Origin of the sequence: Bradyrhizobium sp. PRIMUS42 (genome assembly GCF_023006515.1) — a bacterium.
GTDB lineage: Bacteria > Pseudomonadota > Alphaproteobacteria > Rhizobiales > Xanthobacteraceae > Bradyrhizobium.
Genome location: NZ_JALBGZ010001520.1, coordinates 1 through 537, shown reverse-complemented (window position 1 = coordinate 537; position 537 = coordinate 1). Strand labels below are relative to the sequence as shown.

Annotated in this window: 1 protein-coding gene; it reads right to left on the bottom strand. The window is 68.5% G+C overall.

Annotated features, from left to right (window positions below; genetic code table 11):
- Positions 1 to 537 (bottom strand): 2-dehydropantoate 2-reductase N-terminal domain-containing protein (locus MOV75_RS41405; RefSeq protein WP_309487024.1); only part of this gene is annotated, 537 nt, incomplete at both ends.

Here is a 537-nt window from a genome sequence, read left to right as displayed (position 1 = left end):
GACCGCGATCGCCAGCACGTTCTTGGCCGCGCCGCCGATCTCGACGCCACGAATGTCGGTGGAATGATAGGGACGGAACGTCGGCGAGCCCAGTGCCTGCACGAGCGCGCTCGCCAAGGTCTCGTCGCCTGCTGCCAGCGTCACCGCCGTCGGCAGGCTGCGCGCGACATCGTCGGCAAAGCTCGGGCCCGACAGAATGGCCGGCTTGGCGTGGGGCGCGGCTTCCGCGATCACGTCGGTCATGAATTTGTGGGTGCCGTGCTCGATGCCCTTGGCGCAGGCAATGATCGGTGCCGGCCCTGGCAGATGCGACGCCAGCATGTTGACCGCGCCGCGGACATGCTGCGCCGGTGTTGCGATCAGCAGCATGTCCGCGCGCGCGGCGAGCGCCAGATCGTTTGTGACGACGATCTCCGGAGCGATTTGTACACCGGGGAGCCGCGGGTTGTCGCGGGTCGAGGCGATCCGCGCGGCATACTCGGCATTACGTGCCCACAGTGTCACGGTGCGCCCCGCCCGTGCTGCGACAGTCGCCAG